This window comes from Streptomyces sp. NPDC052701 (assembly GCF_040678355.1).
GTDB lineage: Bacteria > Actinomycetota > Actinomycetes > Streptomycetales > Streptomycetaceae > Streptomyces.
Window position 1 is genome coordinate 10,730 of sequence record NZ_JBFATO010000059.1, and the last position, 16,601, is coordinate 27,330.

Annotated in this window: 5 protein-coding genes and 1 pseudogene; 1 reads left to right on the top strand and 5 read right to left on the bottom strand. The window is 77.2% G+C overall.

Annotated elements, in window-relative coordinates; genetic code table 11:
- The first annotated feature begins 4 nt into the window (after nucleotides 1–4).
- Nucleotides 5–10,903: a type I polyketide synthase gene (locus AB0L29_RS34730; protein WP_365833234.1), complete on the top strand. Its 10,899-nt coding sequence runs from the start codon at nucleotides 5–7 to the stop codon at nucleotides 10,901–10,903.
- 86 nt (nucleotides 10,904–10,989) lie between these two features.
- Here the strand turns inward: AB0L29_RS34730 and AB0L29_RS34735 are convergent, their stop codons facing one another.
- From AB0L29_RS34735 to AB0L29_RS34755, 5 genes and pseudogenes are all read right to left on the bottom strand, one after another.
- Nucleotides 10,990–11,445, bottom strand: a complete 456-nt coding sequence (locus AB0L29_RS34735; protein ID WP_365833236.1) for a hypothetical protein — start codon at nucleotides 11,443–11,445, stop codon at nucleotides 10,990–10,992.
- 374 nt (nucleotides 11,446–11,819) lie between these two features.
- Nucleotides 11,820–14,429, bottom strand: coding sequence for an AMP-binding protein (locus AB0L29_RS34740; protein ID WP_365833238.1), 2,610 nt, complete (start codon nucleotides 14,427–14,429; stop codon nucleotides 11,820–11,822).
- A gap of 17 nt (nucleotides 14,430–14,446) precedes the next feature.
- On the bottom strand, nucleotides 14,447–15,295 hold the full coding sequence (locus tag AB0L29_RS34745) for an ABC transporter permease (protein ID WP_365833241.1): 849 nt from the start codon (nucleotides 15,293–15,295) through the stop codon (nucleotides 14,447–14,449).
- Nucleotides 15,296–15,300: 5 nt separating this feature from the next.
- Nucleotides 15,301–16,296 (bottom strand): ATP-binding cassette domain-containing protein, encoded by a 996-nt coding sequence (locus tag AB0L29_RS34750; RefSeq protein WP_365833243.1) that lies wholly within the window; start codon nucleotides 16,294–16,296, stop codon nucleotides 15,301–15,303.
- Nucleotides 16,297–16,312: 16 nt separating this feature from the next.
- Nucleotides 16,313–16,601, bottom strand: a pseudogene (locus AB0L29_RS34755) (dehypoxanthine futalosine cyclase); the annotation flags it as partial.

The window sequence follows — 16,601 nt, forward strand, 5'->3', positions numbered from 1 at the left end:
ACGCATGAGCGATGAGGACAAGCTCCTCGGCTACCTGAGGAAGGTCACGGCCGACCTGCACCAGACACGGCAGCGGCTGCGGGAGGCCGAGGAACGCCACCGCGAACCGGTCGCCGTCGTCGGCATGGGCTGCCGCTTCCCCGGCGGCGTGAGCGAGCCGGACGACCTGTGGCGGCTGCTGCGCTCCGGCGGCGACGCCATGAGCGAGTGGCCCGCCGACCGCGGCTGGGACGTCGACGCCCTGTACGACCCCCGGCCCGGCACGCCCGGCAAGAGCTACACCCGCGTCGGCGGGTTCGTCGACCGGGTCGCCGACTTCGACGCCGGCTTCTTCGGCATCTCGCCGCGCGAGGCCGTCGGCACGGACCCCCAGCAGCGCCTGCTGCTGGAAGTGTGCTGGGAGGCGCTGGAGCGCGCCGGGATCGATCCGCTGTCCCTGCGCGGCAGCCGCACCGGCGTCTTCGCCGGCACCAACCTGCAGGACTACCCGACCCTGCTCAGCCTGTCCGACAACGCCGGCGACGACGGCGTCGGCAACTCCCCGAGCGTGGTGTCCGGCCGCGTCTCCTACACCCTGGGCCTGGAGGGGCCCGCGGTGTCCGTCGACACCGCCTGCTCCTCCTCCCTGGTGGCGCTCCACCTGGCCGCGCAGGCGCTGCGGGCCGGCGAGTGCGACCTGGCGCTGGCGGGCGGCGTCACCGTCATGGCCACGCCGACGGTCTTCCTGGAGTTCAGCCGGCAGCGCGGCCTGTCCCCGCAGGGCCGCTGCCGGGCCTTCGCCGACGCCGCCGACGGAACCGCCTGGGGCGAGGGCGCCGGCGTCCTCGTCGTGGAGCGGCTGTCCGACGCGCGCCGCCACGGGCACCCCGTCCTGGCGGTGCTGCGCGGCTCCGCCGTCAACCAGGACGGCGCCTCCAACGGCCTGACCGCCCCCAACGGCCCCTCCCAGGAACGGGTCATCTGGCAGGCCCTGAAAGCCGCCGACCTGTCCCCGGCCGACGTGGACGCGGTCGAGGCGCACGGCACCGGCACCACCCTCGGCGACCCCATCGAGGCCCAGGCCCTGCTCGCCACCTACGGCCAGGACCGGCCCGCCGACCGGCCGCTGTGGCTGGGCTCGGTCAAGTCCAACCTCGGCCACACCCAGGCCGCGGCCGGCGTGGCCGGCGTCATCAAGATGGTGCTGGCCATGCGCCACGGCGAACTGCCCCGCACCCTGCACATCGACCGGCCCTCCACGCACGTCGACTGGTCCGCGGGCCGCGTCGAACTCCTCACCGAGCCCCGCCCCTGGCCCGGCACCGGCCGGCCGCGGCGCTGCGGCGTCTCCTCCTTCGGCGTCAGCGGCACCAACGCCCACGTGATCCTGGAACAGGCCCCCGACGAGCCGGCCGGCGGCGACGGCGACGCCGGACCCCCGGCCGCGCACCGCCCGTTCGCCTTCACGGTGTCCGGCCGCACCGCCGCCGCGCTGCGCGCCCAGGCCGACCGGCTCCACGCCCACCTGCACGACGGGCCCGGCCGCACCCGGACCCCCGCCGACCTCGCCTGGTCCCTCGCCGCCACCCGGCCCGCGCTGGAGCACCGCGCGGCCGTCGTCGCCGACGACCGCGACGGCCTCCTGCGCGGCCTGCGCGCCCTGGCCGACGGCGACCCCGCCCCCTCGGTGGTCCAGGGCGTCGCCGACACCGAGAGCGGCCCCGTCCTCCTCTTCCCCGGGCACGGCGCCCAGTGGGAGGGCATGGCCACCGAACTCCTCGACGCCGACGAGCGGTTCACCGCCCACTTCGACGAGGTCGCCCGCGCCGTCGAGGCGTTCACCGGCTGGTCCGTGCGCGACGTGCTGCGCCGCGCCGACGGCGCGCCCCCGCTGGAGCGGGTCGACGTCGTGCAGCCCGCGCTGTTCACCGTGTGCGTGGCGCTGGCCCGGCTGTGGCAGGACTGCGGGGTACGGCCCGCCGCCGTCGCCGGCCACTCGCAGGGCGAGATCGCCGCCGCCCACGTCGCCGGCGCGCTCACCCTGGAGGACGCCGCCCGCGTCGTCGTCACCCGCGCCCGCGCCCTGGCCGCGCTCGCCGGCCGCGGCGGCATGCTCCACGTCCCCCTGCCGCTCGCCCAGGCCGAGCAGCGCCTCGCCCGCCACGCGGGACGGCTCGCCGTCGGCGCCGTCAACGGCCCGCGCGGCGTCGCGGTCTCCGGCGAGGAGGCGGCGCTCGCCGAGCTCCAGCAGGAGCTCACCGCCGAAGGACTGCGGGTGCGGCGCATCCCGATCGGGTACGCCGCCCACTCCGCGCAGGTCGAGGAGGTGCGCGAGGCCCTGCTGAGCGGCTTCTCGCCGGTGCGGCCCCGGCCCGCCGAGATCCCCTTCTACTCCACGGTCACCGGCGCGCGCGTCGAGGACACCACCGCGCTGGACGCCGCCTACTGGTACCGCAACGTCCGCCAGGCCGTCCACTTCGAGGACACCGTGCGGGCGCTGGCCGCCGACGAGCACCGGGTGTTCGTGGAGACCGGCCCGCACCCGGTGCTCACCACCGCCGTGGGCGACACCCTCGACGCCCTCGGCGTCACCGCCGGCAGCGCCGGCAGCGCCGTCCTCGGCACGCTCCGGCGCGGCGAGGGCGGCCCGCGGCGCTTCCTGCTCTCCGCGGCCGAACTGTTCGTCCGCGGCGGCCGCCTCGACTGGACCGCCGCCCACGGCGGCCCCGGCCGGCGCGTCGACCTGCCCGTCACCGTCTTCCAGCGCCGCCGCTACTGGCCGAAGTTCACCCGCGCCCAGGCCGCGGCCGCACGGCCCGGCACGGCGGACGCGCCGTTCTGGGACGCCGTCGAGAGCAACGACCTGCCCGCCCTCGCCGCCGCCCTCGACGTCACCGAGGACACCGTCTCCCCGCTGCTGCCCGCCCTGGCCGGCTACCGGCGGCGCAGCACCGAGGACGCCGAGAACGCGGTCGCCGACGGCTGGCGCTACCGCATCACCTGGCAGGCCCTGGACGAACCGTCCACGCCCCGCCTCACCGGCACCTGGCTCCTGCTGGTCCCGCGCGGCCACGAGGACGGCCCCGCCGCCACGACGACCGCCGGCGCGCTGCAGCGGGCCGGCGCCCGGTGCGTCACCGTCGTCGCCGACACCGCCGGCGACCGCGCCGCCCTGGCCGCCGCCCTGTCCGGCCCCGCCGCCGGGGCCGCCGGGGCGGTGTCCCTGCTCGCCCTCGACGAGGACCCGCACCCCGAATTCCCTCAGCTGCCCCGCGGCTTCGCCGCCACCGTGGCCCTCGTGCAGGCCCTCGACGACCTCGGCGCCCGCCTGCCGGTCTGGTTCGTCACCCGCGGTGCCGTCGCGGCCGGCCCGGACACCGACGTCGACGCGCCCGCCCAGGCCCTGGTGTGGGGCTTCGCACGGGTCGTCGCACTCGAACAGGCGGACTGCTGGGGCGGCCTGGCCGACCTGCCCGCCGCCCCCGACGACCGGGCCGGCGACCGCCTGGCCGCCGTGCTCGCCGGCCTCGGCCACGAGGACCAGGTCGCGATCCGCGCCACCGGCCTGCTCGGCCGGCGGCTGGTGCGCGCCGCCACCGGCGGCCGGCCCGGCCACCGCCGCTGGCGCCCCGAGGGCACCGTCCTGATCACCGGCGGCACCGGCGCCCTGGGCCGCCACGTGGCCCGCTGGCTCGCCCGCAACGGCGCCCGCGACCTGCTGCTCGCCAGCCGCTCCGGACCCGGCGCCGACGGCGCCGCCGACCTGGTCGAGGAACTGCGCGCCCTCGGCGCCCGCGCCGAACTGGCCCGCTGCGACGTCGCCGACCCCGACGACCTCGCCGCCCTGCTCGCCGCCGTCCCCGCCGAACGCCCGCTGACCGCCGTCTTCCACACGGCGGCCGTCCTCGACGACGGCGTCATCGGCTCCCTCACCCCGCGGCGGCTCGCGGACGTCCTGCGCGTCAAGGTCGGCGGCGCCCTCAACCTGCACACCGCCACCGCCCGCCTCGACCTGTCGGCCTTCGTGCTGTTCTCCTCGTCCTCCGGCGTCTTCGGCAGCCCCGGACACGGCAACTACGCGCCCGGCAACGCCTTCCTGGACGCCCTCGCCGCCCACCGGCGCGCCCAGGGCCTGCCCGCCACCGCCATCGCCTGGAGCGGCTGGGCCGAGGGCGGCATGGCGGCGGGCTCCGTCGGCGCCCGCCTGGAACGCCACGGCGTGCGCCTGATGCGGCCCGACACCGCCGTCACCGCCCTGCAGCAGGCCCTCGACCACGACGACACCGCCCTCGTCGTCACCGACATCGACTGGGAGGTCTTCGCCGCCGAACTCGCCCAGGGCCGCCCCCGGCGCCTGTACGCCGAGCTCCCCGAGGCCCGCCCCGCCCCGGCCGAGGCCCGGCCGGACGCGGAGCGGGACCGGCCGGGGGAGACGCCGCTCGCCGAGCGGCTCGCCGCGCTGGACGAGCAGGACCGCCGGCGCGCGCTGCTCGACCTGGTCCGGGCGCACATCGCCTACGTGCTCGACCACTCCGGCCCCGAGGACGTCGAACCGGCCCGCGCCTTCCGCGAACTGGGCTTCGACTCCCTCACCGCGGTCGAACTGCGCAACAGCCTGAACCGGGCCACCGGACTGCGCCTGCCGAGCACCCTCGTCTACGACTACCCCACCCCGGCGGCGCTCGCCGAGCACCTCGGCACCGCGCTCGCCCCCGCCGCCCCGGAACCCGGGGCCGGGCGCCCGGCCGCCGCACCCGCGGCCGGCCGGGCGGACGCCGAGGACCCGGTCGTCATCGTGGGCATGGCCTGCCGCTTCCCCGGCGACGCCGACTCGCCGGAGGAGTTCTGGCGGCTGCTCGCCGACGGCGTCGACGCCATGGGCCCCTTCCCCGAGGACCGCGACTGGGACCTGGAGGCCCTCTACGACCCCGAGCCCGGCAGGCCCGGCAGCGTCTCCACCCGCACCGGCGGCTTCCTCCCCGGCTTCGCCTCCTTCGACCCGGCGTTCTTCAACATCTCCCCGCGCGAGGCCACGGCCATGGACCCGCAGCAGCGGCTGCTGCTGGAGATGGCGTGGGAGGCCTTCGAACGGGCCGGCATCGACCCGCGCACCCTGCGCGGCAGCCGCACCGGCGTCTTCGCCGGCACCAACTACCAGGACTACACCCAGCGTCCGCTCGCCCTGACCGACGACACCGACACCCACCTGGGCACCGGCACCTCGGCCAGCGTCATGTCCGGCCGGCTCTCCTACACCTTCGGACTGGAGGGACCGGCGGTGACCGTGGACACCGCCTGCTCCGCCTCCCTGGTCGCCCTCCACCTGGCCGTGCGCTCCCTGCGGTCGGGCGAGTGCGACCTCGCCCTGGCCGGCGGTGTCACGGTGATGTCGACCCCGGGTCTGTTCCTGGACTTCTCCCGGCAGCGGGGGCTGGCGGCGGACGGTCGGTGCAAGGCGTTCGCGGACGCGGCGGACGGCACCGGCTTCTCCGAGGGCGGTGGCCTGCTGCTGGTGGAGCGGTTGTCGGACGCGCGCCGCAACGGGCATCCGGTGCTGGCGGTGGTGCGCGGCAGCGCGGTCAACCAGGACGGTGCGTCCAACGGTCTGAGCGCGCCCAACGGGCCCTCCCAGCAGCGGGTGATCCGGGCTGCGCTGGCGGATGCGGGCCTGTCGCCGGCGGACGTGGACGCGGTGGAGGCGCACGGTACCGGCACCCGGCTGGGTGATCCGATCGAGGCGCAGGCGCTGCTGGCCACCTACGGGCAGGGGCGGGACGCGCAGCGGCCGGTGTGGCTGGGGTCGGTGAAGTCCAACATCGGTCACACGCAGGCGGGTGCGGGTGTGGCGGGTGTGATGAAGATGGTGCTGGCGTTGCGGCACGGGGTGTTGCCGGCGACGCTGCACGTGGACGCGCCGTCCTCGCACGTGGACTGGGAGGCGGGCGCGGTGGAGCTGCTGACCGAGGCCAGGCCCTGGCCGGGGACGGGGGAGCGTCCGCGGCGGGCGGGGGTGTCCTCGTTCGGGATCAGCGGCACCAACGCGCACCTGATCCTGGAGGCCGCCCCCGAAGAGGCCGTCCTCGATGACACCGCCGCCGGGGAGCCCACCAGGGAACCCGCCGAGGGGACCCCGATCCCCTGGGTGCTCAGTGCCCGCGGCGCGGCCGCCCTCCAGGCGCAGGCGGCCCGCCTGCGCGACCACCTGCTCGCGCACCCCGACGCGGGACCGTACGACATCGCCCTGTCCCTGATCACCACCCGCACCGCCTTCGAGCACCGCGCCGTCGTCCTCGGCACCGACCGGACCGACCTGCTGCGCGGCCTGGGCGAACTGGCGGCGGGCGCCCCCGGAGCGGACGTCGTGACCGGCGTGACCCGCACGGGCGGCGGGACCGCCTTCCTCTTCACCGGCCAGGGCGCCCAGCGCGCCGGCATGGGACGCGAACTGCACCGCAGGTACCCCGTCTTCGCCGCGGCCTTCGACGAGGTCTGCGCGCGCGTCCCCGGACTGCGGGACCTCGTACTGGGCGGCGAGGGCGCCGAGGACGCCGAGGACACCGGGGCGCTCGACGAGACCGGGTGGACCCAGCCCGCGCTGTTCGCGTTCGAGGTGGCCCTCTTCCGGCTGCTGGAGTCCCTGGGCGTGCGCCCCGACGTGGTCACCGGCCACTCCGTGGGCGAGATCGCCGCCGCGCACGTCGCGGGCGTGCTCTCGCTCGACGACGCCTGCGCCCTGGTGACCGCCCGGGGCCGGCTGATGCAGCAACTGCCCGCCGGAGGCGCCATGGTGGCCGTGCAGGCGTCCGAGGAGGAGGTGCTGCCCCTGCTGCGCGGACGGGAGGCCGAGGCCGGTGTCGCCGCGCTCAACGGGCCGTCCGCCACGGTCGTCTCCGGCACCGAGGAGGCGGTCGCCCAGATCGCCGCGCACTTCGCGGCGCAGGGCCGGCGCACCACCCGGCTGCGCGTCAGCCACGCCTTCCACTCCCCGCTGATGGAGCCGATGCTCGCCGACTTCCGCAAGGTCGCCGAGGACATCGCCTACGCGCCGCCCCGCCTGGCCGTCGTCTCCGCGCTGACCGGCCGGCGGGCCACCGCCGAGGAGCTCACCGACCCGGAGTACTGGGTGCGGCACGTGCGCGAACCGGTCCGGTTCCACGACGCCGTGCGCCACGCGGGCGAGCTGGGGGCCACCCGGTTCCTGGAGGTCGGCCCCGACGCCGCGCTCACCGCGCTCGCGCGGACCGCGCTCGAGGGGCGGGACGGCACCCTGGCCGTCGCCGCCGTGCGCCGCGACCGCCCCGAGGAGCGGCAGCTGCTGACCGCGCTGGCCCACCTGCACGCCCACGGCGCCGACGTCGACTTCCGGCCGCTGCTGCCCGGCGGCAGGCGGGTTCCGCTGCCGACGTACGCCTTCCAGCGCGAGCGGTACTGGCTGCCCAGCGCGCCCTGGAGCGGCGACCTGGACGGGGCCGGCCTGGAACCGGCCGGGCACCCCTTCCTCGGCGCCGCCCTCGCCCCCGCCGGCTCCGACACCGTCCTGCTCACCGGGCGGCTGTCGCTGCGCACCCACCCCTGGCTCGCCGACCACGCCGTGCTGGGCCGGGTCATCCTCCCGGCCACCGGTCACCTCGACCTGGCGCTGCACGTGGGCGACCGCGTCGGCTGCCCGCACGTGGGCGAACTGACCCTGCACAGCCCGCTGGAGATCCCCCGGGAGGGCGCGGTGCAGATCCAGGTCGCCGTGGACGGCCCGGACGGCACCGGCCGGCGCGCCTTCCGCGTCTTCGCCCGCCCCGCCGGCACCGACCTGGCCTGGCGGCGGCACGCGCAGGGCGTCCTCGCCCCCGACGCGCCGCCCGCCCCCGCGGACCGCCTCGCCGCCTGGCCGCCGCCGGGCGCCGAGCCGGTGACGCCCGACGACCCCTACGCGCGGTTCGCCGCCGCCGGCTTCGACTACGGGCCCGGCTTCCGCGGCCTGCGCCGCGTGTGGCGCCGCGGCGAGGAGGTGTTCGCCGAGGCGGTCCTGCCCGACGCCTGCCGCGCCGACGCGGCCCGCTTCGGGCTGCACCCGGCGCTGTTCGACTCCGCGGTGCAGGCGCTGCTCGTCGCCCGGCCGGGACAGGACGACCCGGCCGCCCCGGACGGGCCGATGCTGCCCTTCGCGTGGAACGGGCTGACCCTGCACGCCGAGGGCGCCACCGCGCTGCGGGTGCGGCTCACCCCGGCCGGGCACGAGCAGGGGTACGCCGTCCTCGTCACCGACACCACCGGCAGCCCCGTCGCCTCGGCCGACTCGATCACCCTGCGCGCCGTCCCCGCCGACCGGCCCGGCGACCGGACGCGGCCCGAACCGCTGCGCCTGGACTGGCGGGCCGCCGAGCCCGCACCCGCCGCACCCCCGGCGCGGTCGCTGCGCTGGGTCGTGCTCGGCGACGGCGACGACACCACCGCCCACGCCCTGGACGCGGCCGGCGTCCACCTGGAGACGTACGCCGACCCGGAGGCGCTGGCCAAGGCCGTCGGTACGGGCATGACCCTGCCGGAGGTGGTCCTGGTCGCGCCCCACGCCCGGCCCGCCCCCGGCGCGGCCGTGCCCGAGTCCGTGCGGAGCCTGCTGACCCGGGCCCACGACCTGATCCGGGAGTGGCTGGCCGACGACCGGTTCTCCGGCGCGCGGCTGGTGTTCGTCACCCGCGGCGCCCTGGCCGCCGGGGACGGCACGGACGTCGCGGACGTCGCGGACCTCGCCGGCGCCGCCCTGTGGGGCCTGGTGCGCTCCGCCCAGTCCGAACACCCCGGCCGCTTCCAGCTGGTGGACCTGCCCGCGGGCGCGGACGCGCCCGACGCGCGGGCCGTCGTGGCCGCGGTCGCCTCGGGGGCCCCGCAGAGCGCGGTGCGCGCCGGGCGGGTCCTGGTGCCCCGCGTCGCCCCCGCCGAGGAGGCCGCGACCGGTCCGGACCTCGGCTCCGGCACCGTCCTGCTCACCGGCGCCACCGGCACCCTCGGCCGGGCCGTGGCCCGCCACCTCGTCACCGCCCACGGGGTCCGCAGCCTGCTGCTGGCCGGCCGCAGGGGACCCGACGCGAAGGGCGCGGACGACCTCGTCGCGGAACTGGCCGGGCTGGGCGCCCGGGTGCGTCTGGAGGCCTGCGACACCGGCGAACGCGCCGAACTGGAAAGGCTGCTGACGCTCGTCCCCGAGGACGCGCCGCTCACGGCGGTGGTGCACGCGGCCGGTGTCGTCGACGACGCCACGGTGACCGCGCTGGACGCGCGGCGGTTCGACCGGGTGCTGCGGCCCAAGGCCGACGGCGCCTGGCACCTGCACGACCTCACCGCCCACCGCGGCCTGTCCGCGTTCGTGCTGTTCTCCTCCGCCGCCGGCACCTTCGGCGCGCCCGGCCAGGGCAACTACGCCGCCGCCAACGCCTTCCTGGACGCCCTGGCCGCCCACCGGCGCGCCCGCGGCCTGCCCGCGACGTCCATCGCCTGGGGGCTGTGGGAGGCCGCCAGCGGCATCACGGCCGGCCTGTCGGCCGCCGACCGGCGCCGCATGGCCCGCGGCGGGATGCGGCCGCTGGCCACCGACGACGCCCTCGCCCTGCTCGACGCGGCGCTGCGCACCGACCACCCCGCGCTGATCGCCCTGGACGCGCACGGCGGCCGGGCCGGCGTGGCGGCCCTGCTGCGGCCCGCCGCCCCCGCCCGCCGCAGCGCGGCCCCCGCGTCCGCCGCCCCGGACGGCGTCACGGCCCTGCTGGCGGACAAGTCGCCCGGGGAACGCCGCAGCGCGCTGCTCGGCCTGGTCCGCGACCTCGCCGCCACGGTCCTCGGGCACGCCTCCGCCGGCGCCGTCGCCGCCGACCGGCTCTTCACCGAGCAGGGCTTCGACTCCCTGACCGTGGTGGACCTGCGCAACCACCTGGCGTCGGCGACCGGGCTCCCCCTGCCGCCGACCCTGCTGTTCGACCACCCCACGCCGGAGGCGCTCGCCGCCCACCTCGACGAGCAACTGGCCACCGCGGACCCCGCCCCGGCCTCCCCCCAGGCGGCACCCCGGCCCGGCGATCCCGCCCCGGGCGCCGCCGACACCCTCGGCGGCCTGTTCAAGCTGGCCTGCGAGAGCGGCCGTGTCGACGAGGGCTTCAAGCTGCTCCAGGCCGCGGCCGAACTGCGGCCCACCTTCGACAGCCCGGCGCAGCTGGCCGCGCCGCCCTCGGCGATCCGCCTGGCCGCCGGGGACCGGGCGGCGCCGCTGGTGTGCTTCAGCTCCTACGTCGCCCTGGCCGGCGTCCACCAGTACGCCCGGTTCGCCGCCGCCTTCCGCGGACAGCGCGACGTGTGGGCCCTGCCCACCCAGGGCTTCGGCAGGGGCGAGGCGCTGCCGGCCTCCTTCGACGCCGTCGCCGACCTGTACGCCGACGCCGTCGTGCGGACCACCGGCGACACCCCGGCCGTGCTGCTCGGCTCCTCCTCCGGCGGCATCCTGGCGCTGGCCGCCACCCGCCGTCTGCAGGAGCGGGGACGGACGCCCGCCGCGGTCGTCCTGCTGGACACCTACATGCCGCGCGCGGACTCGCCGTTCCTGCGGTTCTCCCAGCAGATGCTGGGCGGCATGTTCGACCGGGAGTCGATGTTCGCGCACATGGACGCCGACCGGCTGACCGCGATGAGCTGGTACATCGCGCTGATCGGCGAGTGGGAGCCGGGCCCGCTGTACAGCCCCGTGCTGCTGGTGCGCTCCAGCGAGCCCCCGGTGCCCCCGCAGCCGGGCGCCGAGCTGCGGCCGGAGGAGTGGCAGACCTTCTGGGACCGCGCCCAGTCGATCGTCGACGTCCCCGGGAACCACTTCACGATGATGGAGTCCCACGCCCGCACGACGGCCGAGGCCACCGCCGACTGGCTGACCCGCCTCACCGGCTGAACGGGCCGCCGGGCACGCACGCGCCGGGCCCCGCCCGCGGCCTGCGAAGGCCGGGGGCGGGGCGACGGACGACGAGCCCGGTGCCGTCAGAGGTCGAGCAGGTGGACGGTGACCGACCCGTCGGGGCCGGGGACCGTGTAGTGGCCGGGGCCGTCGACCGGCACGCAGCCGTCGGCGAGGACGTCGTCGGCGTTGATGCCCGTGTCGTCCTCGCCCACGGTGGCGCACAGTTCGGTGACCGGGTGGTCGGCGTACCGCACCGTGTAGGGGCGGTCGTCCGGATAGCGCGGCAGGGTGGGGGTGTTGATGTCGACGTCCGGGTGCTCCCACAGCGCGGTCCGCTGGAGCCAGGGCGCCTGCAGCCAGACCCTCCCGTAGGGCTCGGGCAGGTTGTTGTCGTCCTGTTCCTGGGGATTGGAGAAGTCGATCGAGTACAGAACGGGTCCGGGTGCCGCCGCCCGTGCCGAGGTGGCCACCCCGCCGAGCAGCAACAGTGCTGCCGAGGCAACGGCCGCCAGCCGGCCCAAGGAGTTGGGACGCATCCCTCTCCCCTTTCACTTTGTGTAGTCGGTTGACCACGAATAGGGAGATTAGGGGGTGGAGAGTCTGGTCTTCGGGGGCCGATGGCCAAACCACTCAGGGGGCTGGTCCCGAAGCCACCGCGCAGGACGTGCGCGCCTCCCGGCGCATCGTCGAGTTCAGGTACGGCTTCGGGGCCGCTCGCCATCACCCGTCGGTGATCACGTGGTGCGACGACCACCGGAACGCGCCGTCGAGGGGGCGGGGACCGGCGCCCCCTTCGCACCGTGGGCCGGGGACGACAGGAACCCGGGGCAGGGAGCGGGCCGGACGGCCGGGGACACGCGGCGAGGCGCCGGCGACCTGCCGAGCCGCCGGCGCCTCGCCGCGTGCGGGGTCAGTGCCGTACGACGGGCTCCCGCCCGATCCGGCCCGCCACATCCCTTTCCCGGCCGTCCACCGGGGCACGCGGCGGGCGCAGCACCTCGTCCCACACGCGGCCCAGGTCCCGTTCCCGCCGTGCGGCGGTGCTCCCGGCCCCGGCGGACACCGGCGCGCAGCGCACCGACGCCGCCGTCAGGACCCGGTCCCCGCACTCGTTCACCGCGTCGAGGCAGCGGGTGCCGTCCGGCGTCGAGCCCAGCCGCACCCGCAGCAGGCGGCTGCCGGCCGCGTGCAGCGTCACGGCCGTCCAGACCACCGGCAGCCACAGGGCGGACCGGGCGGCCGGCCCGCCGGGCGCGTCCCGGCCGTCCGCGGCCGCCGCGGGCCGCCACAGCTCCGGCCGCAGCACCGCGTCGAGCAGCGCGGGGTGAAGCCGGAAGCGGGGGCCGTGCCCGGCCGCGGGCTCGTCGACGGCGACCTCGGCGAACAGGTCGCCGTCGCGCCGCCACACGCCCCGCAGCACGGACGTGACCGCTCCGGCCCGCAGCAGCTCCCCGGTGGGCACGCGCCGGGCGCCCGCGGGCGGCCACACCGCCGGCAGCGCGCCCGAGGGCGGTCCGGCGCAGGGCGCCGCGGTGCCGGCGGCGTGGCGGCGCCACGGCCGTCCCGGGGTGCCGTCCGCCTCCTCGCGCCCGTACACGGTCACCGGGCGCACGCCGCGCGCGTCCGGCGCTCCCACGGCGACCCGCACCTGCACGCCGCCGTCCTCGGGCAGCACCAGGGGCACGCCGGCGTCGAAGCGCAGCAGGCGGGCGCAGTCCAGGCGGCCGGCCGCGTGCAGCGCCAGTTCCAGCAGGACCGTGCTCGGCACCACGGCCCGGCCGCCGGCCCGCCGCAGCAGCCACGGGCCGGCCCCCGCGGCGGCCAGCCGGCCGGTCAGCCACACCTCGTCGGCCTCCGGATGCTCGAACACCGCCGCGAGCAGCGGATGCCCGGCGTCGGCCAGACCGAGGTCCGCGGCACCCCGGGAGCGGGCGGGCGCCGGTGCGCGGGTCCGCGCCCGGCGCCACAGCGGCCGCCCGGTCAGGTCCGGCAGCCGCTGCCGGGCGATCCCGCCCATCCGGTCGCGCGGCACCTCGTCGACCGCGTGGAGCTCCTCGGGCCGCTGGTGCGGGGCGAGTTCCTCGCGGCAGGCGGCCAGCACCGCGTCGACGTCGACGCCGTCCGGGCCCGGCACCAGGTAGGCCACCGGCACCTCGCCCAGCGCCTCGTCCGGCCTGCCGCACACCCCGGCGTCGACGACCCCGGGCACCCGGCGGACGACCTTCTCGACCTCGCCCGGGTGGACGGTCTCGCCGCCGCGGACGATGACCTCCCTCAGCCGGCCGGTGAGGGTGAGGCGGCCGGCGGCGTCCTGCCGGGCCAGGTCACCCGTGCGGTACCAGCCGTCGGACAGCACGGCCTCGGTCGCCTCCGGCCGGTTGTGGTAGCCGAGCATGAGGGCGGGGCTGTCGACCCACACCTCGCCCTCCTCGCCGGGGGTCGCCTCGGCGCCGGTGCGCGGATCGATCAGCCGCAGCGTCAGCCCGGGCAGCGGCACACCGCACGAGCCGGGCACCCGGGGCTCGTGCGGGAGCGTGGCGGTGACCGGCCCGCCGGTCTCCGTGCTGCCGTAACCGTCCAGCAGGGGCAGGCCGAACGTCGCGCGGAACGCCTCGTGCAGCGGCTCCGGACAGGGCGGGCCGACCGCCACGCACACCCGCAGCCCGGCCGGCGGGGCGTCGCCGGCGCGGACCCCCTCCACCAGGCGGTGGTAGGTGGCCGGTACTCCGACGAGGAAGGTGGCGTCCTCCTCCCGGGCGGCGCGCAGGACCTCCCGCGCGCCGGGCCCGTCCGTCAGGCGGGCGGTGGCGCCCACCGCCGTCACGCCCAGCACGCACAGGTTCTGCGCGGCGCAGTGGAACAGCGGGACCGGCCACAGCACCCGGTCCTGCGGACACAGCCCCAGCAGCGGCGCGGTGCAGGCGGCCGTGGCCCACAGCGACGTGCGCTGCGTGCGGACCACGCCCCGCGGCCGGCCGTCCGCGCCGGCCGTGTACAGGATCCAGGCCGGCTCGTCGAGTCCCAGATCGTCGCGCGGCGGGTCGCGCAGCGACCAGGTGCTCGCCAGGGTCTCGTAGTGCGGCAGCTCCCCGGCGTCCTCGGCGTCGCCGACCACGACCACCACGGTGTGGGGCCGTTCGGCGAGCACCCGCCGCATCCGCGGCAGCTGCCCGGCCTCCGTGACGACCAGCCGGGCGTCGCAGTCCTGGAGGAGGCGGCCGAGCTCGGTGTCCGTCGCCTGCGGGTCCAGGGGCACCCCGACGGCACCCGCGCGGGCGACGGCGAGGTGACTCTCCACGGTCTCGACCCGGTTGGGCAGGCAGATCGCCGCGCGGGCGCCGCGCGCCAGGCCCAGGCTCACCAGGTGCCCGGCCACCCGGGCGGTACGGCGGTCGAGGTCGGCGTAGGTCACCGAGCGGCGCGCGTCACGGAAGGCCACCTGGCCGGGCCGGTCCGCGGCGTGCCGGGCGAGCAGTTCGTGCACCGGCCGGACCAGGTCGGCGCGGAAGGTGTCCGTCATGGTCGGTCCCTCGCGGTTCAGGCCCCCGCCGAACGGTAGCGGCGCACCGCCAGCGTCCGGGCGACCAGGGCGATGACGACGGAACAGGTCAGGGAGACGGCCACGGGATGCTGCGCGGGCCAGGCACCGGTCTGGGCCAGGCCCGGGTTGCCGAACAGCTCCCGGGTCGCCTGCACGGTGGCGCTGAGCGGGTTCCACTCGGCGGCCCAGCGCAGCACGGCCGGCAGGGTCGAGGGCGCCACGAAGGCGTTGGACAGGAACGTCAGCGGGAACAGCCACAGCATGTTCGCGCTGGCCGCCGCCTCCGGCGCGCGCACCGACAGCCCGACCAGGACACCCACCCACGACAGGGCGTAGCCCATGCACAGCAGCAGGGCGAACGCCGCGGCGGCGCGCAGGAACCCGTGGTGGATGCGCCAGCCGACGATGAGGGCGCACACGATCATCACCGCGATCACCACGAGGTTCTGCACCAGGTCGGCGAGGGTGCGCCCGGTCAGCAGGGCGCCGCGCGAGACGGGCAGCGAGCGGAAGCGGTCCACCATGCCGCTCTTGAGGTCGTTGGCCATGCTCACGCTGCTGTTGGTCGTGGTCGCGAAGGCGATCGACTGCGCGAAGAAGCCCGGCATCAGGTACTCGCGGTACGCGCCCGCCCCCGCGCCGGGCAGGGCGAAGGACCCGGCGAAAAGGTAGGCGAACAGCAGCACGAACACCAAGGGCTGCACGAGACTGATGACGAGCGCCTCGGGGATCCGGACGATCCGGACCAGGTTGCGCCGGGTGATCACCAGGACGTCGCGCACGGCCTTGGCGGACGTACCGGGCCGCAGGCGGTCCAGCGGCTTTGACGGTGCCGGCACGGACACCCCGCTCACCACCTTCCGCCCGGCGCGCCGACGGACGCCGCGGCCCGGCCGGGCCGCGGCGGCTGCGACTGCGGCTCGGTGAGCGCCACGAACACCTCGTCCAGCGTGGGCTGCCGCAGCGCGGCCTCGGCGGTCTGCACGCCGGCGGCGTCCAGCGCGGCGATGACCTCCGCGAGCCGGCGCACCCCGCCGTCGACCGGCACGGAGACCAGCGACCTGGGCGGGTCGGTCTCCGGCGCCCGGATCCCGAACGGGGCGAGCACGGCGACCGCGACCTGCAGGTGCTCGGGCCAGGCGACCACCACCTCCACGCGCGGGTGGCCCCACTGCGCCTTGAGCGCGCGGGGCGTGCCGCGCGCGATGATCCGGCCGTGGTCGACGACCGCGATCTGCCGCGCGAGCCGGTCGGCCTCCTCCAGGTACTGCGTGGTCAGCAGCAGCGTCGTGCCCGAGCGGACCAGGTCCTCGATGGCGTCCCACAGGGCGATCCGGCTCGCGGGGTCCAGACCCACGGTCGGCTCGTCCAGGAACAGCACCGGCGGCCGTACGACCAGGGCGCCGGCCAGGTCCAGCCGGCGCCGCATGCCGCCCGAGTAGGTGCCGGACGGCCGGTCCGCCGCGTCGAGCAGGTCGAACCGGCGCAGCAGCTCCCTGGCGCGCGACCGGGCCTCGCGGCTGCGCATCCCGTACAGCTCGCCGATCATCCGCAGGTTCTCGCGGCCCGTCAGCCGGTCGTCCACGGCCGCGAACTGGCCCGACAGGCCGATCGACAGCCGGACCCGGTCGGGGTGGCGCACCACGTCGTGACCGGCGACCCTCGCCGTGCCCGCGTCCGGCCGCAGCAGGGTGGTCAGCAGCCGGACGGTGGTGGTCTTGCCCGCCCCGTTCGGGCCGAGCAGGCCCAGGACACTGCCTTCCGGAACGTCCAGGTCGACGCCGTCGACGGCGCGGACCGCGCCGAAGGACTTCACCAGTCCCTCGGCGTGAATGGTGCCCGTCATGGGCTCCTCCGTCCGTTCAGCTCGCGGAGATCAGTTTCAGCTCGGGGTGGGCGGTGCCGCCCTCGATCGCCGTGGACGAGATGTGCGACGTCACGTGCTCGTCGACGGGGTCGTCGGCCGGGTCCTCGTGGACGGCCAGGTGCTCGTAGGTCGTGGAGCGCTGGGCCGGGACCCGGCCCGCCGAGCGGATCAGTTCGATCAGTTCCCGCAGGTTGGAGCGGTGCCGGGCGCCGGCGGAGGAGACCACGTTCTCCTCCAGCATGATCGAGCCCAGGTCGTCGGCGCCGTAGTGCAGGGAGAGCTGG

Excerpts from the sequence above, each read along its gene's own strand:
- AB0L29_RS34730 (WP_365833234.1), top strand. The coding sequence starts at position 5 with ATGAGCGATGAGGACAAGCTCCTCGGCTACCTGAGGAAGGTCACGGCC.
- AB0L29_RS34735 (WP_365833236.1), bottom strand. The coding sequence starts at position 11,445 with ATGCGTCCCAACTCCTTGGGCCGGCTGGCGGCCGTTGCCTCGGCAGCA.
- AB0L29_RS34740 (WP_365833238.1), bottom strand. The coding sequence starts at position 14,429 with ATGACGGACACCTTCCGCGCCGACCTGGTCCGGCCGGTGCACGAACTG.
- AB0L29_RS34750 (WP_365833243.1), bottom strand. The coding sequence starts at position 16,296 with ATGACGGGCACCATTCACGCCGAGGGACTGGTGAAGTCCTTCGGCGCG.